This window comes from Streptomyces sp. NPDC052101 (assembly GCF_040680235.1).
In the GTDB taxonomy this organism is placed as follows: domain Bacteria; phylum Actinomycetota; class Actinomycetes; order Streptomycetales; family Streptomycetaceae; genus Streptomyces.
Genome location: NZ_JBFAWH010000042.1, coordinates 1 through 18,040, shown reverse-complemented (window position 1 = coordinate 18,040; position 18,040 = coordinate 1). Strand labels below are relative to the sequence as shown.

Sequence of the window (18,040 nt, the reverse complement as noted above, 5' to 3'; positions counted from 1 at the left end):
CGGCGCGGGTCACTCGGGGACCGCGAGGCGTGCCGTTTCACCCGGTCCCACCGGTACCACCCGGTCGCGCAGGCAGACGTCGATGAGGGCGCGGTCGGAGGACGGTACGGCGATCTCCAGGAGGCTGCTGCGCAGGCGCAGGTGGACGCCCCAGTGGCCGTGGTAGCGGATGGAGAAGCCGTAGGAGGAGAGTTCGGGCAGCGGGACCGGGTCGAGGCACAGCGCGCCGCCGCGGGTCTCCAGGCCGGTCAGCCCGCGCTGGACCAGGTCGAGGGTGCCGGCCATGGCGCCGAGGTGGATGCCCTCGCCGGTGGTGCCGCCCTGCAGGTCGGCGATGTCGCCGCGCAGCGCCTCCTGGACGAAGGCCCAGGCGTCGGCGCGGCGGGCGCGGGCCAGGACCCAGCCGTGGACCAGGCCGCTGAGGGTGGAGCCGTGGCTGGTGCGGTGCAGATAGTGGTCGACGGTCGCGCTCCAGGTCGGCTCGTCGAGGCGGTAGCCCAGCCGGTGGAAGAGGGAGCGGAGCTCGGACGCCGAGAAGAGATAGCCGAGCATCAGGACGTCGGCCTGCTTGGAGGCCTTGTACCGGTTGACGGTGTCGCCCTCCGCCTCCAGGATCCGGTCCAGGCGCCGGATGTCGTCGTAGCGGGTGCGGTAGCCGTGCCAGTCCAGTTCGGCGAGGTCGCCGTAGCCCTGGAACTGGCTGATCACCCCGTCGTGGAAGGGCACATGGAGGGTGCGGGAGATCTCCTCCCAGCGGGCCGGCTCGTCCTCCTCCAGGTCGGCGCTCTCGGTGAGTTCGCGGCGGCGCGGCTCGGGCAGGGCGGTCAGCAGCTCCAGGGTGCGGGCGAGCACCCAGACCGCGGTGACGTTCGTGTACGCGTTGTCGTCCAGGCCCGGTGCCGCGGCGCCGGGGTAGGCGTCGTGGTATTCGTCGGGGCCGACCACGCCGCGGATGCGGTACCGGCCGAGGTGGGGGTCGTAGCGGGCCGAGTCCGCCCAGAAGCGGGCGATGTGCAGCAGCATCTCGGCGCCCTCGCCGTGCAGGAAGTCGATGTCGCCGGTCGCCTCGCAGTACTGCCAGATGTTGTAGGCCACCGCCGAGCCGACGTGGTGCTGGAGCCGGGAGTGGTCAGGCAGCCAGTGGCCGGAGCGCGGGTTGAGGTGCAGTTGCTGGGCCTCCTCGCGGCCGTCGCTGCCGCTCTGCCACGGGTAGAGCGCGCCGCGCCGGCCGAGTTCCCGGGCCGCGTGGCAGGCGGCCTCCAGCCGCCGGTGCCGGTAGTGGAGCAGTGCGCGGGAGACCTCGGGCAGGTGCAGGTTGAGGTAGGGCAGGACGAAGAGTTCGTCCCAGAAGACATGGCCGCGGTAGGCCTCGCCGTGCAGTCCGCGGGCGGGGACGCCGACGTCGAGGTCGGCCGTGTGCGGGGAGAGGGTCTGCAGCACATGGAACAGGTGCAGGCGCAGGATGCTGCCCGCCTCGCCGGGGACCTCCAATACCGTGCGCCGCCACAGCTGCTCCCAGGCCGTGGCGTGGGCCTCGCGCAGCGCGTCGAAGTCCGGGGCGGCGCCGACGTGGTCGAGGGCCGCGTCCAGCGGGTCGCCGATGGCGGGGTCGTGCGAGGTGTACAGCGCGACGGTCTTGTCGACGGTGACGGTGCGGCCGGGCGCCGGACGCACTCTGATGTGCTGGACGGCCCGCTCCGGCTCGTACACCGCCGTCACCGGCGCGTCGGCCGTCAGCCGGGCGGCGAGGCCGCATTCGATGCGGGAGGTACGGGTGTGGCAGCGCAGCCAGACCGTGCCGGGTGCGGCGGTGGTGCCGGTCTGCACCTGGGTGAGGTGCCGGCCGTCCAGGTCCCGGTAGCGGGCCACACCGGAGTTGGTGACCCGTCCGTCGAGCGCGGCCTCCACCTCCAGGTCGACCTCGCCGCCCTCGACGGTGAACTCCGTGCGCAGCGCGGCGAGATGCGGTTCGGCCATGTGGACGAGACGCAGCTGGCGCACATGGAGGGTGGCGCCGTCGGGCAGGCCGTAGCCGGTACGGCGCTCCAGCAGGCCGGGGTCGAGGTGGAGAACCTGGTGGTGCTCGGTGACGGGGGCGGTGTCCGGGGTGAGCCAGGCGCCGCCCGCGGGACGGAAGCGCAGCGGCAGCCAGTTGGGCAGGTTGACCATGTCCTCGTTCTCGACCCGGCGCTCGGCGACCTCGGAGGTGAGCCGGTCGTAGCAGCCGGCCGCGTAGGTGCCCGGGTAGTGGACGTCGTCCGCGGTGCACTCGGGCAGCGCTCCGCGGGTGGCGAAGTAGCCGTTGCCCAGGGTGCACAGCGACTCCCGCAGTCGCTCCTCCTCGGGCCGGTAGCCGTCGTACTCCCAGGTCGGCCCCGTCACGTTCAGCCCTCGGACAGCAGGCCGGCGAGGATCCGGTCGGCCTCGACGGCGGGGACGTCGGCGTGCGCGGGCACGTGGTAGGAGGCGAGGTCGGCCTCGGTGAAGTCGCCGAAGGTGTGCCGGGTGCAGGGGCTGTCGGCGTCGGCCTCCCCCGTGGTGTCGGCGTGGGTCTCGATGCCGTCGGCGGGCAGCACTCCGGTGTGCGCGGTGAGCCGGGACGCCAGTTCGGCGCAGGCCTCGTGCACGCCGAGGGCGTCGGCGGCGATCCGGGCGAGGACGGTACGGGCCCCGGTGCCGATGTCGGTGGCGTTGATCCGGACGGTGAAGGTGCCGTCGGGCAGGGCGAGGGCGGTCGCGGTGGCCGGGACTGCCGAGGCCGGGTAGGTGGCCGCGGCGACGCCGGTGCCGATGAGCAGCGGGCCCTCGCGGCGGGAGCGGGGGCGCGGACCGCGCTCGGCCCAGCCGAATCGGTGGGCGCCCTCGCGCAGGCACTCCACGAGGTGCCGGCTGCTGAAGGGCTTGCCGCTGTCCGGCTCCCGCTCGGGTTCGTTGCGGATGCGCGGCTCCACCGGGTCCATGCCGGGCGCCTCACCGGGGGCGCGCGTCCAGGACGGGCTGGGCAGGGTCGCCGTGTCGTACATGATGCGGGCGGGCACCGCGGCCTGCTCGACGAACTCCTTCACCCGACAGGCGTGGGTGGTCGCCTCGTGCGGCAGGGCGGTGAGCCGGCCGTCCGGGCGCGCGGCGAGGACGACGTCGGGGCGCGGGGTGCCCTTGGCGCCGAAGCCGCCGCCGACATACTCGCAGACGACCGTGATCCGGTCCTCGGGCAGCGCAACGGTCGTACCGCTCCGGCTGGAGGTGTACACGGTGAGCCGGTCCCCGTCCCAGTGCACGGTGCTGGTGTGCGGCTCCATGGGGTGATTGTGCAGCGGCGGCACCCGGTAGGTGACGTCGACGCGGACGTCGGCGGCGGCGTAGGCGGCCTCCGGCTCGCCGTGCTCGACCCGGCCCGGGTAGCCGGCGTTGGCCTCCTCGGGCTCGTAGGCGTCCGGGTGGCCGGGATCCAGACCGACGTCGTGGGGTTGGGCCGTACAGGTGACGCGGACCGCCCGAGCCGCCTCACGGGCCGCCTCCGGGGTGTCGGCGACGGCCAGGGACACGCACCAGCCCCGGTGCGGCACGTCAGGGCCCTGCACGACGGCGAGCGTGGCCTCCTGCCGGGCGGGGCGTCGCCCGGGACGTCCAGGGCGAGATTGCGGGCGAGGGGCACCTTGTAGACGTTGTCCCGCAGCGGCTCGGCGTGCCGGGCCCGCCAGGGCCGGTGGGCGAGCCTCCGAAGGCCACCCCCACACGGTCGACCGCGCCGTCCGTGACCCGGAGCGCGAAGGCGTACGACGCCCGTCGCGGGCCTTGCGGTAGGCGGAGGGGACACCGGCGGTCGCGGCCGGGAGCAGCACATACAGCTCCACCTGGGCGACGGGCGCGGCGAGGGCGACGGCCAGGTCGGACGGGTGGGTTCCGTCCCGGGCGCCGCAGCCGCTGCCGGGCTCGCGTTTGTTGCAGGGTTTGTCCAGGCTCTGGAAGTAGGGGCAGCGGGTGCGCTGGAGCGGGTTGCCGCCGGTGGTGGCGGCGTTGCGCGGCTGTCCCGAGGCGCCCGCGAGCAGTGCCTGGGACAGCGCCGGGTAGCGGACGCGGGGGTCGGCCGCCAGGTCGCTGTTGCGGACGGTGGCGCCGACGCACAGCGAGCCGTCGGGCAGCTCCTCGAGGGCGCCGCAGCGGCACAGATTGCCGCTCAACCTGAGAGGGATGGCCCGCGGCGGCCTCGGCGATCATGCCCACGACGGAGCAGATCTGCCCCGGTGTGCAGTTGTCGAGGCGGCGGCCGGCGGCCGGCACGGTGCAGGCACCGCACTGGCCGTGGTCGCAGCCCTTCTTCGACCCGGTGAGGCCGAGATCCGCGTATCCGGGCGACGGCGCCTCACACGTGCGCGGGGCCCGCTTCTCTCACGGATAGCGGACGAGGTCGGCCACGTTGGCCGAGGAGTTCGACGGGCCTCCGGTGTCGTCGATGACGTGGCTGATGGTGCCGGTGCCGCCCAGGGAGACGGTGACCATGCTGGTGAAGTCGACGTTCGCGTTGTTCGGCGCCTCGATGGCACGGTCGGCACTCACGCCGGGGTCGGCGTTGAAGTAGCAGTAGCTGCCGAGGCCGTACGCCTGGTGGCTGGTGACCGAGTCGGCGACCTTGTAGGCGGCGTAGCCCTTCGTGGAGCCGTTCATCCAGGCGGACTGGTTCGGCGGGTCGTAGGGCATCTCGTTCTGGAAGAAGTAGGTGCGGCCGCCGTTGCCGTTCCAGATCACCTGGTACTTCTGGAAGTGCTCCACGAACAGGCCGTACATGGTCACGTCGTTCCCATTGACGACGAGTCCGGTGTCGGCGGTGTTGCTGGTCCAGCCGACGCCGCTGCCGTGGTCGGCGCGCCAGATCCACATGTGGTCGCCGATGACGTCGGCGCTGTTGACGACGAGGCTGGTGGCCGCCTTGCCGACGCCGGCGCCGCCGATACGGAAGTAGACGTCGTGCAGGGAGGTCGGGTCGGCCGCGTGGGAGGCGGTGGAGCCGGCCGGCCCGACCTCGACCAGGGTCTTCGAGCTGGTGGTGCCGGCGTCGAAGAGCAGACCGGCGATCTTGACGCCGTCGACGTCGCCGACGGTCATCGCGGTGATGCCGTTGTCCGGGACGAAGGTGGCGAGGCCGAGGCCGAGGACGACCGTGTCGCGGCGGGTCACCTTCAGCGTCTGGTCGAGGTGGTAGACACCGGGCGTGACGAGCAGGTTCTGTCCTGCCGCGAGGGCCGCGTTGATCTGGGCGGCGGTGGCGCCGGGCTTGACGACGTAGAACTGGCTCAGCGGCAGGGAACCGCCGGCCGGGCTGCCGCTCCCCCAGCTGGTGCCCGTGGTGTCGGAGCGCACCGACGGCACGAACACCTGGTAGTTCCCGGAGCCGTCGACGTACAGGAACGGCTTCTCGCGGGTGACCGGGCTCTGCGCGACGGTGGTGTACGGCGGTTTGGGGAAGGTGGTGGACGGCACGCCCTGGCTGCCGGTGAAGACCATGTTCCAGTTGGACCCGGTCCAGCTGCCGAGCTGGGAGTTGCGGGTCATCCACTGCTGCTGGCTGCCGGAGTCGACCTGCCCGTCGACCTTGCTGTCGGCGAGGTAGCCGCCGGAGGACCAGCCGCCGTCGTCCAGGGCGAGGTTGCCGCGCAGATGCATCCGGCGGTACGGCGCCGCCTGCGAGACCGCCCAGCGGTCGCTGCCGCCCGCCGGGTTGACGGAGAGGTTCTCGGCGCCGCGCCAGAAGTTCTGCGTGGCGTTGCCCTGGAACCAGTCGGCCTCGGCGTGCACGGCGCCGTTGACGGAGACCGCGTCCGGGGTCAGGCCGAGGCCCAGCACCTGGGTGTAGAAGCCGACGTTGACGTCCGCGCTGTAGGCGCCGGGCTTGAACAGGACGGCGTAGCGCTGGGCGCCGAACTGGTTGGTCTCCTGCTGCTTGAAGATCGCGTCCAGCTTGCTCTGGATGGTCGAGGACGACATCGACGGGTCGAAGACGACGACGTTCGGGCCGAGGTCGGGGTCGCTCGCGGACTGGGTCACGGGGACCACCTGGAAGCGCTGGGCGGCGGTGCCGTTGCAGGTGTACTGCGCGAACCGCGTGCTGTCGGCGAGCGAGGCGCCCGGATCGTCCAGGCACTTGCCGCTGTTCCTGTTGACGAAGTGGAAGGCGCCGCCGCCGTCGTCCACGGCCTGCCACTGCTGATTGGCGCCGCCGCCGTAACTCCACAGCTGGATCGGCGCATTGTCGGCGGTGGAGACGTCGGTGACGTCCACGGCCTTGCTGGTGTCGTTGCCGTTGTCGATGTGGACGTAGCCGTTGCCGGCGTCGGTGAAGCGCCACTGCTGGGCCGTGGTGCCGTTGCACGCGTACTGCTGGACGACGGTGCCGTTGGCGGTGGCCGCGGCCTTGGCGTCCAGGCACTTGCCGCTCGCGGCGTCGATGACGGTGGCGAGACCGGTGGGCAGTGCGGCGGCCCGGGCCGTGGCGGCGTGCGCGGGCGCGGCGCCGAGCAGGGGCGTGGGGGCCGTGGTGAGCAGTGCGGCGGCCGCGGCGGCGGCGGCCAGGGCGACCGTGGTGGATCTGCGGCGGCGGAAGAGGGCGAGCACGGGGTTCTCCTTCGGGGGCCGGGGGTTCAGCCGGTGTAGCCGGCGAGGACGCGGGTGTAGTCCCAGTCGGACTGGGAGACGCCGGAGCAGCTGTCGGCGGGGCCGCCGGTGCACGGCCGGTCGCGGTTGGCGGACCAGAAGGTGAGCCGGGCGAGGTGGTGGGCCTGCGCGTAGCCGAGGATGGTCCGGAAGTCGTCGACCGTCACCGTCTCGTTGTCGTCGGTGATGCCGTTCATCGACGAGATGCCCATGTCCCGGTAGGCCTGGTCGTCGCTGTAGCCGTACGCGGTCCTCAGCGCGTTCTTCAGTCCCTCGGCGGCCCGCGTGGTGAGGTCGCCCATGTTCTGTCCGGCGCCGCCGAAGTCGAACGGCATGATGGCCCAGGCGTCCACGGTCAGCCCGGAGGAGGCGGCCCGGTCGATGAGGCTGGTGTCGGGGCCGGACTGCCCGGTGCCGATGGTGATGTACACCTTCAGGCCGGGGTTGTTCGCCTTCACCGTCTTCAGCGCGTCCACGGTCCGCTGCTGCACGGTCGCGCTGCTGTAGGCGTCGGCCTCGATGTCGATCGCCTTCAGGCCGTAGGCACCTATCACCTTCTGGTAGGCGGCGGCGAGTTCGCCGGCGCTGGAGCAGGAACTCTCCAGCTTGTTGCCGCTGTAGCCGCCGAAGGACGGGATCACGTCGCCGCCGTCGGCCCGCACGGTGTCCACGGTCTGCTGGTCGGCCCCGCCGGTCAGCGGGCGGCTGCCGTCCCACCGCGGGTCGCAGTGGCCGTTGCTGAGCACGAAGGCGAGCGTGAACCACTTCACGCCCGTGGCCCGGGTGATGGTGGCGGGGTCCGGCGGGCTGCCCCAGCCGTTGTACAGATACGGCGCGACGGCCATCGGCGCGGACGGGGTGGTGCCGCCGTCGGCCGCGGGTGCGGTCCACTTCTGATTGGCTCCGCCGCCGCAGCTCCAGATCTGGATCCTGGTGCCGTCGGCGGAGTTGTTGCCGGTGACGTCCAGGCACTTGTTCGCCTGCGGGTTGACGATGTCGTGGGCGGCGGTGACGGTCCATCTCTGGTTCGCGCCGCCGGTACAGCTCCACAGCTGCACCTTCGCTCCGTCGGCGGTCGAACCGCCCGTCACGTCCAGGCACTTGCCCAGGGCGCGGATGGTGCCGTCGGCGCCGACCGTCCACTGCTGGGCGCCGGTGCCGTTGCAGTCGTAGAGCTGGACGGGCGTGCCGTCGGCGGAGTGGGCGCCGGCGACGTCGAGGCACTTGCCGGCGAGCCCGGTGACGGCGCCCGTGGCGGCCTGGGCGGGGGCGGCGCTGAGCAGGCCGGCGGAGAGGGACAGGACGGCGAGGCAGAGGGCTGCGGGGAGCGGTCTGGCCATGCGGGGCGAGCCTTTCGCGTGGGGGGTGCGGACGCGGCCCAACAGGCGTGTGGCGACTGGGTGTTGAGTGCGTCCAGAGTCTTTGATTAAGGCGTGAAGTTAAAGGTCCGGACCACTCGCGTCAAGGGGGTGGGCAACAAACCCCGCCGCAGCCCACCCCCTCGGTCTCAGGCCGAGGCGACCTCGTCGTCCCGCTCGGTGAACTGCGTGCGGTGCAGCTCGGCGTACCGGCCGTCCGCCGCCAGCAGCTCCTCGTGCGTGCCGCGTTCCACGATCCGGCCGGCCTCGACGACCAGGATCTGGTCGGCGGCCCGGACGGTCGACAGCCGGTGGGCGATCACCACGGCCGTACGGCCCTCCAGGGCCTCGGTGAGGGCCTCCTGGACGGCCGCCTCGGAGGTGTTGTCCAGATGGGCGGTGGCCTCGTCGAGGATGACCACGCGCTGCCGGGCCAGCAGCAGCCGGGCGATGGTCATCCGCTGGCGCTCACCGCCGGAGAGGCGGTAGCCCCGCTCGCCGACGACCGTGTCCAGGCCGTCCGGCAGGGCCCGTACGACCTCGGCGAGCCGGGCCCGGCCGAGCGCGTCCCAGAGGTCCTCGTCCGCGGCGTCGGGCCGGGCGAGCAGGAGGTTGGCGCGGACGGTGTCGTGGAAGAGGTGGCCGTCCTGGGTGACCAGTCCGAGGGTGCCGCGCAGCGCGGCGGCGGTCAGGTCGCGCACGTCGACCCCGCCGATGCGGACGGCGCCCGCGTCGACGTCGTACAGGCGCGGCAGCAGCTGGGCGATGGTGGACTTGCCGGCGCCGGAGGAGCCGACGAGGGCCACGGTCTCGCCGGGTTCGGCGCGGAAGGAGATGCCGTGCAGGACCTCGGAGCCGCCGCGGGTGTCGAGGGCGGCGACCTCCTCCAGGGAGGCGAGGGAGACCTGGTCGGCGGCCGGGTAGGAGAAGCGGACGTCGTCGAACTCGACGGCGACCGGACCCTCGGGCACCTCGCGGGCGTCCGGCTTCTCCTCGATGAGCGGCTTGAGGTCCAGCACCTCGAAGACCCGCTCGAAGCTGACCAGGGCGCTCATCACCTCGACCCGGGCCCCGGCCAGCGCCGTGAGCGGGGCGTACATCCGGGTCAGCAGCAGGGAGAGCGAGACGACCGAGCCCGCCCGCAGGGTGCCGTGCAGCGCGAACCAGCCGCCGAGGCCGTAGACGAGGGCGAGCGCGAGGGCGGAGACCAGGGTGAGGGAGGTGATGAACACCGACTGCGCGGTCGCGGTGCGCACGCCGATGTCCCGGACGCGGACGGCGCGGGCCGCGAACTCGGCCGACTCCTCCTCGGGCCGGCCGAACAGCTTGACCAGGGTGGCGCCGGGGGCGGAGAACCGCTCGGTCATCCGGGTGCCCATGGCCGCGTTCAGCGCCGCCGCCTCCCGCTGCATACGGGCCATCCGGGTGCCCATGCGGCGGGCGGGCAGCACGAACACCGGCAGCAGTACCAGCGCGAGCAGGGTGATCTGCCAGGACAGCGTGAGCATCACCGCGAGGGTGAGCACCAGCGTGACGAGGTTGCTCACCACGCCCGAGAGGGTGTTGGCGAAGGCCCGCTGGGCGCCGATCACATCGTTGTTGAGACGGCTGACCAGCGCTCCCGTACGAGTCCGTGTGAAGAACGCGACGGGCATGCGCTGCACATGATCGAACACAGCCGTTCTGAGGTCGAGGATGAGTCCCTCCCCGAGCGTCGCCGACAGCCGCCGGCCGAGGATGCCGAGCCCCGCCTCGGCGAGCGCGACGAGCGCGATGAGCAGGGAGAGCCGGACGACCCTGCCGGAGTCGTGCCCCGCCACGATCGCGTCGACGACGCGGCCGGCGAGCACGGGAGTGGCCACGGCGAGCAGTGCCGTCACCACCCCGAGCAGCACGAACCGGACGATGCCCGCGCGGTGCGGGCGGGCGAAGGCGGCGATCCGGCGCAGCGTGGCGCGGGCGAACGGTCGGCGCTCGGACTGTGCGTTCATGACGCTGTGCAGCTGCGTCCATGCGGTGGTCTCCATGCTCATGGGAGAGAACGTAGAACCTCAAGCTTCGTTGAGGTCAATGTCCGTCTCATTTCACCCGCACCGGCTTCCCCCCGGCCCGACCCCCCGAAGGCCCCGATGACCGCAGCCTGTAAGCCGCCGTCCCCGCATCCGCCATCCTCCGTTGGGACGGCGCGGAAAACCTCTGCGGATGTGACTGCCGTCCCGCTTCCCCCAGGGCCCCGGGGACGACTCCCCCGTCGCGTCCCCGTCCGCCAGGTGCTGTGCCTGGTGCCGCTCGTGCTCGTCGGCGCGGTCGCCGTGCGCGACCGCGCCCTGCTCGCCGAGGGCTTCGCCCAGCTGCGCACCGCCTCCTGGCCGTGGCTGCTCGCGGCGGCCGGCACCACCTGCCTGACCTGGGTGGCCGCCGCGGTCACCCGGCAGGGTGCGGTGGTGCAGCCGTTGCCGAAGGCGCGGCTGCTCGCCACCCAGTTCGCGGCGGCCTCGGCCAACCATCTGCTGCCCACCGGTCTCGGCGCGGGCGCGGTGAACCTGCGCTTCATGACCGTGTGCGGGGTCCCGCTCGCCCGCTCCTCGGCCGCGCTCGCCCTGTATCTGCTGGCCGAGTCCGTGGGCCGGCTCGGTCTGCTGGCCGCGCTGCTGCTCGCCTTCCCCGACGCGCTGCGGCTCGGTCCCCTGCTGCCGGACGGCTCGGCGCTCCCGCTGCTGCTGGGCGCGGCGGGCCTGCTGACGGTGGCGGCGGCCGTCGTGGCCGTGGTGCGACCGCTGCGCCGGCGGGTGACCGCGTTCGTGCGGGACGCCCTCGGCGAGGCCCGGTCGGTGCACACCCGGCCGGCCCGCGCCCTCGCCCTGTGGGGCGGCTCGCTGGCCTTCCCCGCGCTGCAGGCGGCCGGTCTCGCCGCGGTGGGCCAGGCGCTGCGGCTGCCGGTGCCGGCCGCGCACATGGCGCTCGCCTATCTCGCGGCCACCGTCGCGGTGGCGTTGGTGCCCACACCGGGCGGCCTGGGTTCGGTGGAGGCGGCGCTGATCGTGGCCCTGGTCGCGGTGGGCGGCCCGGCCGCGGTCGCCACGGCGGTGGTCCTGGCCTACCGCATCATCACGGTCTGGGTGCCGCTGGTGCCGGGCGCGTTGACGCTGGGGGCGCTGGTCCGCTTCAAGGTCATCTGAGGCACAGTGGCCTTCCGGACCACAGAAGGAGGGGCACCCATGCCGGTGCACGTGGAGCGCAAGGAGTACGTCACCACCGTCGTCCTGTCCCGGCCGGCGGCCCGCAACGCGGTGGACGGCCCTACGGCGGCCGAACTCGCCGCCACCTTCAGGGAGTTCGAGGAGGACGAAACAGCCCGGGTGGCGGTGCTGTGGGGCGAGGGCGGCACGTTCTGCGCGGGGGCGGACCTGAAGGCGATCGGCACGGAACGCGGCAACCGGGTCGCCGAGGACGGCGACGGTCCGATGGGGCCGACGCGGATGCGGCTGTCGAAACCGGTGATCGCCGCCGTCGCCGGGCACGCGGTGGCGGGCGGTCTGGAACTGGCCCTGTGGTGCGATCTGCGGGTCGCCGAGGAGGACGCCGTGTTCGGGGTGTTCTGCCGCCGCTGGGGCGTGCCGCTGATCGACGGCGGCACGGTACGGCTGCCCCGGCTGATCGGCACCGGCCGGGCCCTGGACATGATCCTCACCGGCCGTCCGGTCCCGGCCCGCGAGGCGTACGAGATCGGGCTGGTGAGCCGCGTGGTGCCGACGGGACACGCCCGTGCCGAGGCCGAGGCACTGGCGGCGGACATCGCCCGCTTCCCGCAGGCCTGCCTGCGCAGCGACCGCGCGTCGGTCCTCGACCAGGAGGGACTGGACGAGGAGGCGGCGCTGCGCGGTGAACTCCGGTACGGCATGGACGTACTGGGACAGAGCGCGGCGGGCGCCGCCCGGTTCGCCTCCGGGGCCGGACGGCACGGGTCGTTCTCGGACCTGTGAACCGCGCGGCCCGCTGCCGTCCTCGCTCCTCGGGCAGCCGGGCGCAGGCGCGCGGGGCCGTCTACTCAGGCCGGTTGAGTACGGGTGCTCAGGCAGGCCGTCCGGGCGGCTCGTAGCGTCCACGGCACATACACAGACCACACTGTGGGACCGGTACTCCGGGCGGGCATCACCGCGGTGGCGTCCTGCCTGCCGGAGCGCGAGGTGACGTCCGAGTACCTGCAGCAGCGGATCACCGCGGCGTCGGGGCTGCGGTTGCCGGCGCGGATGCTCGAACGGGTCACCGGGATCACCTCGCGCCGTGCCGTGGCGGAGGGCGAGTACGCCTCGACGCTCGCGGTGCGGGCGGCACGCACCGCGCTGGCCCGGGCCGGGTTGGCCCCCTACGACGTGGACCTGCTGGTCTTCGCCTCCGCCACGCGGGACATGGTCGAATCGGCGACCGCCCATGTCGTCCAGGCCGAACTGGGCTCCCGGGCACATGCGTTGGATGTGACGAACGCGTGCAACAGCTTCGTCAACGGCATCGACACGGCGCGGGCATGATCCTGTCCGGCCGGGCCCGCCGGGCTCTGGTGGTCACCGGGGAGACCCCGAGCCGGTCCGTGCGGCACGCCCCTCGCGGCCCCGGCCAGTTCCGGGACGGTTTCGCCGGCTACACCTTCGGTGACGCGGGAGCCGCGGTGGTGCTGGAGGCGGTGGAGCGGGGCGGCATCCTCGACGTGGACACCGAGACGCACTCGGAGCACTGGTCCGTCGGCGGGATCTTCGGTGGCGGTTCGCGGCACCCTCGCGGCGACGAGCACACGTACTTCCACGGTGACGGGACCGAGTTGCGCGAGGTCTTCGAGAAGATCGGCACGTCCGCGCTCGACCGGATGCGGCGGCGCACCGGGCTGGCCTGGGCCGACTTCCGGCACATCCTGGTGCACCAGGTCACCGTGCCCTATCTGGAGCGGTTCGTGGAGCTGACCGGCATTCCCCGGGACCGGCTCGTCGTCACGGTCCCTGAACTGGGCAACATGGCCAGCGCCACCTTGGGCGTGCAGCTCGACCTCGTCCACGAGCGGCTGCGGCCCGGCGAGCGCGTGCTGTTCGTGGGCCTCGGCGGTGGGGTCAGCCTCATGACGATGGTCTGGGAGAAGGCGTGAGCGCCCTGTGGGTGGTGGTGCCCGCGCACCAGGAGGCGGGGCGGATCGGCGCCACACGGTGCCCTCGCCCGCGACTGGATCGCGGCTGCGCGCGCGGAGTTCGGACGCGGACGGGAGCTGGCCTGCGGCCGAAGCGTTCCGCGCCAGGACGAGCATCCCTCGCTCGCCGAGCGGTATCTGCTGCCGGCGCTGATCCGGACGACCGCGCTGTACGGCCGCCACCGCAGGGAACACCGTCATCCGCGCTACCGCACGCCCTACGTGCTGTGCCACGGCCACAACCTCGCCGTCACGGCCGACCTGTACCTGCGCTGCGGGGGCACGCCCCGGGTACCGCTTCAGGGGCCGCCCGAGGACGTGGTCGTCCTCAACCGGGCGCGCGAGCACAGCGACCGGATCGCACGGGCCGAGCACATGGTCGTGCACACCAGCCTGCGTCGCCTGCGCGCGTGGGGAGCGCACCGGACTCTTCTGTGGTGCTGGGACCGCCGCTACCGCCCCGCCGACGCGAGCGAGGTGCACGTGCGATGACCACCAGGCCCGTCCCGCCCGGCGTCCGGGCGGCCCGCCGCCGCGACCGGCGCGTGTACGCCCGCTCCCAACCCGTGCTGTTCACGCTGCTCGCCCTCGCCCGCCACCTGGCCCGTGACGCGGCTCGGGGGCACGGTGCTGGTGCACGGCAGCGAGGCGTACCGTGCCGCCCTCACCGGTGTCCCACTGGACCGCGTGGCGGCCGGTACCACCGGCGGCGCCGCGCGGGAGTTGTCCGCCGGCGGGGCGCTGTTCGATCAGGAGGGCACCGGTCACCGCACCGCCCGGCGCGCGGTGGCCGAAGGTCTCGGCGCGGCCGGGGTGGAGCGGCTGCGCCCGGTGTGGCGCGAGGTGCTGGAGCATCGTCTGGCCCCGCTCTCCGTGGGCCGCACCGTCGACCTCGTGCCGCTGGCACGCGAACTGGCCGGGGCCACCGTCTGTGCGCTGCTCGGTACGGGCGGGGACCCGGAGGGTGTCGCCGAGGCGGCCGCGCGCGCCGCGGCCGCCGCCGTGCGCGACCATCTGCCGGGTACCCGGCCGCCCGGTGCCGCGCGGGCCGCGGCCGTGGCGACGGCGCGGCTGGAGGCCCTGCTCGCCCAGGACGCCCCCGGCGAGGCCGGGGAGAGGGCCCTGCGGGCGATGCTGGCGGTCGCCGCCGTCAACACCACGGTGGCAGCCCTCCCGCGCGCGGCCGCCTGGTGTGCCGACGCGGCCTTGTGGGACCAGGCGGCCGACGACCGGCTCCGGCCGGCCCTGGTGGGCGAACTGCTGCGGGTGATCGCCCCCTCCCCGCTGCTGCCGCGCGCGGCGGCCGCCGGCGCCGTCCTGGACGGGTGCCCGGTGCGGGCGGGGGACCGGCTGATCCTGGTGGCGCGGCACGCCGCCCGCGCCCACGCCGATCCTCCGGACGCCCGAAAGCCCGCGCCGCCCGGCGTGGCCCAGCTCGTCTTCGGCGCCGGACCCCACGCCTGTCCCGGCGCGCGGCTGGCCCGCGCGCAGCTCGACGACACCCTTGCCGCCCTGGCCGCCCACCGGCCCGTCATCGTGCGGGCCCGCGTCGACCGGACCGCGGCGCTGCCCGGCTGGCGTTCCCTCACCGTCCGCGCCACCACCCGCCCCCAGGAGGGCCGATGACCACGATCGCCGTCACCGGGGCGAGCGGCTTCTGCGGCTCCCATGTCGCGGCCATGGCCGCCGCCCGGGGTGCCGAGGTGCTGTGTGTGGGGCGCCGCCCCGGCCCGGTCGGCCGGCACATACCGTGGGACGCCGCCCGCGAGGTGCCGGACCTCGCCGGCGCCGACCTCGTCGTGCACTGTGCGGCGGCGGTCGGCGACTCGGTGCCCGGCTCCGCCGCCGCGGTCGCGATGCGCGCGGTCAACGTCGACGGCACGGCGCGGCTCCTTCGGGCCGCCGCCGGCCGGCCGGTGGTGTGGGTGAGCAGCGCCAGCGTGTACGCGCCCGGCCCCGGCCGGGCCCGCATCACCGAGGACCACCCGGTCCGCGGCCAGCTGAACGCGTACGGCCGCACCAAGGCCGCCGGTGAGGCACTGGCGCTCGACGCCGGTGCCGTGGTGCTGCGCCCCCGGGCGGTCTACGGCAGTGGGGATCCCCATCTGGTGCCGCGGCTGCTGTCCCGCGTCCGCGGCGGCCTGCTCCTGCTGCCCGGGCCGAGCGTCCGCCTCAGCCTGACGGCCGTGGAGAATCTCGCCGAGGCGTGCCTCGCCGCCGCCTCCTGGCCGCCGGGCGCCTACAACATCGCCGATCCGGCGCCCTACGACCGGGACCGGGCGATACGGGCGGTCCTGCGTGCCCACGGTGTACGGACGCGGATCCGCCACCTTCCCCCGGCAGTCGCCCACGCCGCCGCAGGTGCGGCCCAGGCGCTGGCCCGGCTGTGTCCGCACACCGAGCCGCACCTCACCCGTTACGCGGTCGACCAGCTGGCCCGCTCCATCGTCCTGGACGTGTCCAGGGCCGAGTCCCAAGGGTGGACAGGCGGTCGCACCCTTGAGGACTACATCCGGGGGCAGTCGTTCAGTCCACGCTCACCCGCACCTCGCCCCCCTCGGGGTCGGCGCGGTCGTGCCAGCGGGCGGTGAGGGTCAGGGTGCGGTGGGGCAGGGCGGTGCAGGGGCCGAGTCGCTCGCGGTGCAGCAGGCGGCCGTCCTGGCGGACGTACAGGACGGTGCGGGACAGCGGGACTTCGGTGCGCAGGAGGTAGTGCTCGGGCCGGGCCGCGGACGTGAGGCGGTTCGGGGCGATCCAGCGCAGCGGCGGCTCGACGGCGAGCGGGACCGCGGGTGCGGGCCGGGCGGGGCCCGCGGCCAGGAAGCCGAGGACGGCCGCTGCCGCCCGGGCGCCCTCGCGGGCCGCGGTGGCGGCGGGTTCGACGGCGTGCAGGACGTTCCCGGCGGCGAACACCCCGGGGCGCGAGGTGCGCAGGGAGCCGTCGACGGCCGGGCCGCGGGTGCCGGGGTCCAGGGTGAGGCCGCCGCGGCGGGCGCATTCGTGGTCGGGGACGAAGTCCCCGGTGAAGACGACGGTGTCGCAGGCCAGTACGGCCGTACGGCCGTCGCGGTGGCGGACGCGGACCCCGGACAGGCGTCCGTGGCCGAGGAGTTCGGTGACGGTGGTGTCCGTCAGCAGCGGGATGCGCTGCCCCAGCCGGGCCGCATGGGCGCGGACCCCGCCGGTCTGCGCGCGGGGGTGCTCGGTGACCAGGGCGACGACCTCGGCGCCGGCCGTGCGCACGGTGTCGGCCGCCGCGTAGGAGACCCGCTCGGCGCCGACGACGACCGCGCGGGTGCCGATGTGCTGCCCGAACAGGTGGACGGCCTGCTGGAGTTCACCGGTGGTGTAGACACCGGCGGAGCGGCTGCCGGGCACCAGCCGGGCGGCGCGCGGACGTTCGCGGGCGCCGGTGGCCAGCACGACGGCCCGCGCCTCGATGGTCTCCGCTCCGGCGGGACCTACGGCGGTGAGCACCGGTCCCGCCGTCCCCCAGTCGAGCGCCGTCACCCCGGTCCGGATCGCCGCGCCCGCCCGGTCGGCGGCCTCCGTCAGCAGGAGGGCGTAGCGGGGCCCGGTCAGCGGGCGGGTCCATGTGCCGAAGCCGCCGTGCGCGCAGTGCCGCGGCACTCCGCCGGCCGCCGCCTCCCGCTCCAGCACCTCCACGCGCCCGGCACCGGCGGCCGCCAGCCGCGCGGCGGCGGCGAGCCCGGCGGGACCGCCGCCGACGACAAGAACGTCCACAGACCGAGAAGCCGTCACACCCGCCCCCGGTTTCCCACCCGGCCCGCCCCGGTTCCCGTCACGCCCGGCACAACTCCCGCCCCGCCCAGCCCCGTTCCCGTCACATCCGACGCGGCCCCCGCGCCCGCCCTGCCCGGCACGGCCCCCGTCACGCCCGCCCCCGCGCCCGGCCTGCCCTGCCCGAATTCCCTCGCGTCCAGCGCCGCCCCATTCCCGCCCGGCCTCGTTCCCGACACGCCCGGCACGGTCCCCCTCGCATCCGGCGGCGTCGTCCCCGTCACGCTCGCCCCCTCTCGAACAGGTCCCGTACCGTCGCCCCGCAGTAGAACCCCTGGCAGCGGCCCGCGCGGGCGCGGGTGCGGCGGCGTAGGGCGTCCAGGGTGCGGGGTGGGATCGTCGTGGTGAGGGCGTCGCGGATCTCGCCGCGGGAGACGCGCTCGCAGTGGCAGACGAGGGTGCCGTACTCGGGGTCGGCGGCGATGAGTTCGGGCCGCTGGTAGGGGCGCGGGAAGGCCTCGCCGAGGTTGGGCATGGTCACCGGGTCCGGCTCGCGCACCGGGCCGAGGTCGAGCCCGGTGGCAGCCAGCAGGCCGGTGACATGGGCGGCGATGGCCATGGACGCGGTCAGGCCGGTGGAGCGGATGCCGCCGACGGTGATGTACGCCTGCTCGGGGTGGGCGGCGATCCGGTAGTCCTCCTGGCCGGTGGCCGCGCGCAGCCCGGCGTAGACGGCGGTGACCTCCTCGTCGAGGAGAGCGGGCAGGATGCGGCGGCCCTGGTCCCGGAGGCCGGCGAGGCCGTCGGCTGTGGAGCCGGTGGCCCGCTTGTCGTCCAGGTCCTCGGCGGTGGGCCCGAGCAGGACGTTGCCGTAGACGGTGGGCGCGACCAGGACGCCCTTGCCGAGGGCGGTCGGGACGGGCAGCAGGATGTGCCGCACGAGCGGGCGGGCGAGCTTGTCGTACACGAGGAGCTGGCCGCGGCGCGGGGTGACGGCGAAGTCCTCGTGGCCGAGCAGCCGGTCGACGGTGTCGGCGTGCAGTCCGGCCGCGTTGACGAGGTGACGGGCGTGCAGGGTGCCGCGGGAGGTGGTCAGGCGGTGGCCGTGCGGTGTGTGACT

At 74.3% G+C, this 18,040-nt stretch carries 14 protein-coding genes and 1 pseudogene; 7 read left to right on the top strand and 8 right to left on the bottom strand.

The window, feature by feature from the left end; all coding sequences use genetic code 11:
- Positions 1-9: 9 nt before the first annotated feature.
- From AB0L75_RS38855 to AB0L75_RS38830, 6 genes and pseudogenes are all read right to left on the bottom strand, one after another.
- Positions 10-2,382, bottom strand: coding sequence for a glycosyl hydrolase family 65 protein (locus AB0L75_RS38855; RefSeq protein ID WP_365190868.1), 2,373 nt, complete (start codon positions 2,380-2,382; stop codon positions 10-12).
- A gap of 2 nt (positions 2,383-2,384) precedes the next feature.
- Positions 2,385-4,181 (bottom strand): molybdopterin cofactor-binding domain-containing protein, encoded by a 1,797-nt coding sequence (locus AB0L75_RS38850; protein ID WP_365190867.1) that lies wholly within the window; start codon positions 4,179-4,181, stop codon positions 2,385-2,387.
- Positions 4,182-4,185: 4 nt separating this feature from the next.
- A pseudogene (locus tag AB0L75_RS38845) lies at positions 4,186-4,341 on the bottom strand (oxidoreductase); the annotation flags it as partial.
- Positions 4,342-4,389: 48 nt separating this feature from the next.
- A complete protein-coding gene (locus AB0L75_RS38840) occupies positions 4,390-6,516 on the bottom strand; it encodes an RICIN domain-containing protein (RefSeq protein ID WP_365190913.1) in 2,127 nt (708 codons plus the stop codon).
- 119 nt (positions 6,517-6,635) lie between these two features.
- Entirely contained in the window at positions 6,636-7,988 is a 1,353-nt protein-coding gene (locus AB0L75_RS38835) for a lectin (RefSeq protein WP_365190866.1), read from the bottom strand.
- Positions 7,989-8,155: 167 nt separating this feature from the next.
- Positions 8,156-10,033, bottom strand: a complete 1,878-nt coding sequence (locus AB0L75_RS38830) for an ABC transporter ATP-binding protein (RefSeq protein ID WP_365190911.1) — start codon at positions 10,031-10,033, stop codon at positions 8,156-8,158.
- A 102-nt stretch (positions 10,034-10,135) separates the two neighbouring features.
- Here AB0L75_RS38830 and AB0L75_RS38825 point away from each other — a divergent pair, with 102 nt between their 5' ends.
- The 7 genes from AB0L75_RS38825 (at position 10,136) to AB0L75_RS38795 (ending at position 15,770) form a co-directional block, all read left to right on the top strand.
- On the top strand, positions 10,136-11,185 hold the full coding sequence (locus AB0L75_RS38825; protein WP_365190864.1) for a lysylphosphatidylglycerol synthase transmembrane domain-containing protein: 1,050 nt from the start codon (positions 10,136-10,138) through the stop codon (positions 11,183-11,185).
- Positions 11,186-11,224: 39 nt separating this feature from the next.
- Positions 11,225-11,989 (top strand): crotonase/enoyl-CoA hydratase family protein, encoded by a 765-nt coding sequence (locus AB0L75_RS38820; RefSeq protein ID WP_365190863.1) that lies wholly within the window; start codon positions 11,225-11,227, stop codon positions 11,987-11,989.
- A gap of 144 nt (positions 11,990-12,133) precedes the next feature.
- Positions 12,134-12,535 carry a hypothetical protein gene (locus tag AB0L75_RS38815; protein ID WP_365190862.1) on the top strand — a complete coding sequence of 134 codons (402 nt, stop codon included), beginning with the start codon at positions 12,134-12,136 and terminating at the stop codon, positions 12,533-12,535.
- Positions 12,532-13,140 carry a 3-oxoacyl-[acyl-carrier-protein] synthase III C-terminal domain-containing protein gene (locus AB0L75_RS38810; protein WP_365190861.1) on the top strand — a complete coding sequence of 203 codons (609 nt, stop codon included), beginning with the start codon at positions 12,532-12,534 and terminating at the stop codon, positions 13,138-13,140. The genes AB0L75_RS38815 and AB0L75_RS38810 overlap by 4 nt, the downstream gene beginning before the upstream one ends.
- 261 nt (positions 13,141-13,401) lie before the next feature.
- Positions 13,402-13,671, top strand: a complete 270-nt coding sequence (locus AB0L75_RS38805; protein WP_365190860.1) for a hypothetical protein — start codon at positions 13,402-13,404, stop codon at positions 13,669-13,671.
- A gap of 114 nt (positions 13,672-13,785) precedes the next feature.
- Positions 13,786-14,805 carry a cytochrome P450 gene (locus AB0L75_RS38800; RefSeq protein WP_365190858.1) on the top strand — a complete coding sequence of 340 codons (1,020 nt, stop codon included), beginning with the start codon at positions 13,786-13,788 and terminating at the stop codon, positions 14,803-14,805.
- Entirely contained in the window at positions 14,802-15,770 is a 969-nt protein-coding gene (locus AB0L75_RS38795; protein ID WP_365190857.1) for an NAD(P)-dependent oxidoreductase, read from the top strand. The genes AB0L75_RS38800 and AB0L75_RS38795 overlap by 4 nt, the downstream gene beginning before the upstream one ends.
- Here the strand turns inward: AB0L75_RS38795 and AB0L75_RS38790 are convergent.
- Both AB0L75_RS38790 and AB0L75_RS38785 read right to left on the bottom strand, forming a co-directional pair.
- On the bottom strand, positions 15,706-16,941 hold the full coding sequence (locus AB0L75_RS38790; protein ID WP_365190856.1) for an FAD-dependent oxidoreductase: 1,236 nt from the start codon (positions 16,939-16,941) through the stop codon (positions 15,706-15,708). The two genes, AB0L75_RS38795 and AB0L75_RS38790, sit on opposite strands and share 65 nt — an antisense overlap.
- A 259-nt stretch (positions 16,942-17,200) precedes the next feature.
- The coding region (locus tag AB0L75_RS38785; RefSeq protein ID WP_365190854.1) for an FAD-dependent oxidoreductase at positions 17,201-18,040 on the bottom strand (840 nt) is incomplete at its 5' end.

Excerpts from the sequence above, each read along its gene's own strand:
- AB0L75_RS38835 (WP_365190866.1), bottom strand. The coding sequence starts at position 7,988 with ATGGCCAGACCGCTCCCCGCAGCCCTCTGCCTCGCCGTCCTGTCCCTC.
- AB0L75_RS38830 (WP_365190911.1), bottom strand. The coding sequence starts at position 10,033 with ATGGAGACCACCGCATGGACGCAGCTGCACAGCGTCATGAACGCACAG.
- AB0L75_RS38825 (WP_365190864.1), top strand. The coding sequence starts at position 10,136 with ATGACCGCAGCCTGTAAGCCGCCGTCCCCGCATCCGCCATCCTCCGTT.
- AB0L75_RS38820 (WP_365190863.1), top strand. The coding sequence starts at position 11,225 with ATGCCGGTGCACGTGGAGCGCAAGGAGTACGTCACCACCGTCGTCCTG.
- AB0L75_RS38810 (WP_365190861.1), top strand. The coding sequence starts at position 12,532 with ATGATCCTGTCCGGCCGGGCCCGCCGGGCTCTGGTGGTCACCGGGGAG.
- AB0L75_RS38795 (WP_365190857.1), top strand. The coding sequence starts at position 14,802 with ATGACCACGATCGCCGTCACCGGGGCGAGCGGCTTCTGCGGCTCCCAT.